This is a genomic window from Bradyrhizobium sp., from assembly GCF_016462955.1.
In the GTDB taxonomy this organism is placed as follows: domain Bacteria; phylum Pseudomonadota; class Alphaproteobacteria; order Rhizobiales; family Xanthobacteraceae; genus Bradyrhizobium.
On record NZ_JAEMSD010000650.1, the window covers coordinates 1 to 3,223 of the forward strand.

2 protein-coding genes are annotated in these 3,223 nt (G+C 64.0%); both read right to left on the minus strand.

What is annotated here, in order from left to right; genetic code table 11:
• A partial coding sequence (gene carB, locus JHD07_RS36245) for a carbamoyl-phosphate synthase large subunit (protein WP_291630917.1) occupies window positions 1–1,936 on the minus strand: 1,936 nt, incomplete at its 3' end.
• Between the two features lie 406 nt (window positions 1,937–2,342).
• Window positions 2,343–3,044 (minus strand): class I SAM-dependent methyltransferase, encoded by a 702-nt coding sequence (locus tag JHD07_RS36250; RefSeq protein ID WP_291630919.1) that lies wholly within the window; start codon window positions 3,042–3,044, stop codon window positions 2,343–2,345.
• Window positions 3,045–3,223 lie beyond the last annotated feature (179 nt).

Consider the following 3,223-nt stretch of genomic DNA (forward strand, 5'->3'; position numbering starts at 1 on the left):
GCAGCGCGAAGCAGGCGTGGCAGCAGCAATAGTCGAACTCGATGCCCTGGCCGATGCGATTCGGCCCGCCGCCGAGAATGATGACCTTCTTCTTGTCCGACGGGGTGCTCTCGTCCGCCGGCAGGCCTGCGAACGGCGCCTCGTAGGTCGAGTACATGTAGGCGGTGGGCGAGGCGAATTCGGCCGCGCAGGTGTCGATGCGCTTGTAGACCGGGCGAATGCCGAGCGCGTGGCGCTTCGCCGTCACCTCGGCTTCCGTGGTCTCGGCGAGCACGGCGAGACGTGCGTCCGAGAAGCCCATGCTCTTGAGGGTGCGCATGCCGAACGCGTTGCCGGGCAGGCCGTTCTTGCGGACCTTCTCCTCCATGTCGATGATGCCGCGCATTTCGCCGAGGAACCAGGGATCGATCTTGCAGGACTTGAAGATGTCATCGTTCGACCAGCCGAGCCGCATGGCCTGGGCGACCTGGAGAATGCGGTTCGGCGTCGGCGTGCCGAGCGCGGCACGGATCGCGTTCTTGTCGTCGTCGCGGCCGAGGCCCTCGATCTCGATCTCGTCGAGGCCGGTCAATCCGGTCTCGAGGCCCCGCAGCGCCTTTTGCAGGCTTTCCTGGAAGGTACGGCCGATCGCCATGACCTCGCCGACCGACTTCATCGAGGTGGTCAGCGTGGTCGAGGCGCCAGGGAATTTCTCGAAAGCAAAACGCGGCACCTTGGTGACGACGTAGTCGATCGTCGGCTCGAACGAGGCCGGCGTGGCACCGCCCGTGATGTCGTTGGCGATCTCGTCGAGCGTGTAGCCGACCGCGAGCTTGGCGGCGACCTTGGCGATCGGAAAGCCGGTGGCCTTGGAGGCCAAAGCGGAAGAGCGCGACACGCGCGGGTTCATCTCGATCACGACCATTCGGCCGTCCTCGGGATTGACGCCGAACTGCACGTTGGAGCCGCCGGTCTCCACCCCGATCTCGCGCAGCACCGCCAGCGAGGCGTCGCGCATGATCTGGTATTCCTTGTCGGTGAGCGTCAGGGCCGGCGCAACCGTGATGGAGTCGCCGGTGTGAACGCCCATCGGATCGAGGTTCTCGATCGAGCAGACGATGATGCAATTGTCATTCTTGTCGCGCACCACCTCCATCTCGTACTCTTTCCAGCCGAGCACGGATTCTTCGATCAGCACTTCGTTGGTGGGAGAGGCGTCCAGGCCGCGCTCGATGATGTCGAGGAACTCTTCCTTATTGTAGGCGATGCCGCCGCCGGTGCCGCCCATGGTGAAGGAGGGGCGGATGATCGCGGGCAGGCCGATCTCGGACAGCGCCATCATCGCCTGTCCAAGCGCATATTCCTGGTAGCGCTTGCGGCGCTCGCTCTCGCCCAGCACCCATTGCCGGTCGAGTTCTTCGAGCTCGGCGCCCGAAGCTTTGGCGCGCGCGGCCTGATACTTGTCGCGGAACGACTTCTTCAGCTCGGAGGCATTGGCGAGCCGCGATCTCGGCGTTTCGAGCCCGATCTTGGTCATCGCCTCGCGGAACAGCTGGCGGTCCTCCGCCTTGTCGATCGCATCGGCGGTGGCGCCGATCATCTCGACGTCGAACTTCTCCAGCGTGCCTTGGCGGCGCAGCGACAATGCGCAGTTCAGCGCGGTCTGGCCGCCCATGGTCGGCAGCAACGCGAAGCCGCCGGGAATGACGTGACGTTCCTTCTCGATGATCTTGGCGACGATCTCGGGCGTGATCGGCTCGATATAGGTCGCATCGGCCAATTCCGGATCGGTCATGATCGTCGCCGGGTTGGAATTGACGAGGACGATGCGATAGCCCTCTTCCTTCAACGTCTTCACCGCCTGGGTGCCCGAATAGTCGAACTCGCAGGCCTGGCCGATCACGATGGGACCGGCGCCGATGATGAGGATGGTCGAGATGTCGGTTCGTTTGGGCATCACCGCTCACGGGCTGGGATCTGGGCACAAAAAAAGGGCGCGCTTGCCGCGCGTCCCCATTTGGCGAGAGCGCGGGGTCTCCCTCGCGCGCGGGTGGGTCTTAAACCAGTTTTTGGGGCGGCGAAACCCCGAAAAACGCCCATCAACCGGCAATTTTGGCGGGTTTTGGCGTGGTCGGCTACCGCGCGTGCCCGGCTTCGCCCCTTCGAGCTTCGCCGCGGCAGCCTTCGCCACGAAAGGGCTTGCCGAGCCGACGCTGGCGGAGGCAGCGAAGGCTGGAGACCCGGCCTGGACTTGAACCAGGATGAAGAGCGATGCATCGCCCCCGCGTAGACACTTCCGCCACCGGGCCGTCGAGATTATTCCCGATCAGCCTGCGACAGGCCACCACAGCTGGCCGTTATGCTTAACGGTCCAGAGGCGGCCGGGCGATGAAGGTCATTCGCCAGCGATTATGGCCGATATTGCCGTGGGCGCGCTGCGCCGCGAAGCCGGCAGCCTTCAGCTTGGCCGTGATCTCGTCCTCGCTGTAGCGCTGCAACCCGATCTTCGAGCGCAACTGCCGGTAATCCGACAGTGCGGTGCTGATCAGCCCGATCAGCGCGTCCTTCAGGAAACCGTGACGAAGGCCGAAGCTGAGCAGCGCCGTCACGTCCCTGACCATGCCGACATGGGGCTGGAGAATGTCGCCCAGCACCAGCTTGCCGGAAGGCTTCAGGATACGGCGGATGTTCAGCAGCGCGGCATCGAGCTCCTCTGGCGTCATGTATTGCGCGACCGAGTTCATCACGACGAGGTCGATCGACTGGTCCTGCATTTTGCGGACGTCGTCGAGCGAGCGGACGCGGATCCTGGTGTTCGGGGCAAATCGGGCGATCAGCCGGCCACGCACGCCGGGCGCGGGCTCGGCCAGGATCAACTGGCCGCAGCCGGCTGCCACCTGGCTCGCCGACAGCGCTTCTCCGCAGGCGTAGTCCAGCACAACCGCGTCGGGCGAGGGGATGTAGCCGATGATGTCCCGTGCAATGATCTGGAAGTGCAAGTCGCGATGCAGCTTGCTGACATAGATCGTATGCGTGGAGTCGTAATAATCGATCCAATCGTCCATGGTATCCCGCCCAGCGGTTCCTATCTAGGAACCGCGCTGCCCACCCTTGCGTTAGGGGTGCGACGGCGCGCCGTCAATGTGTCCCGCGTCCTAACAGGAAGGTTTCCCGTGAGCAAAACCAGCAAGGTCTCGCCCGAACTCGTTACTCCCACCGATTTGTCGCCCGACGGGGTCAAGAA

Bases quoted from the DNA above. Each gene is read 5' to 3' on its own strand.
- JHD07_RS36250 (WP_291630919.1), bottom strand. From the start codon at position 3,044: ATGGACGATTGGATCGATTATTACGACTCCACGCATACGATCTATGTC.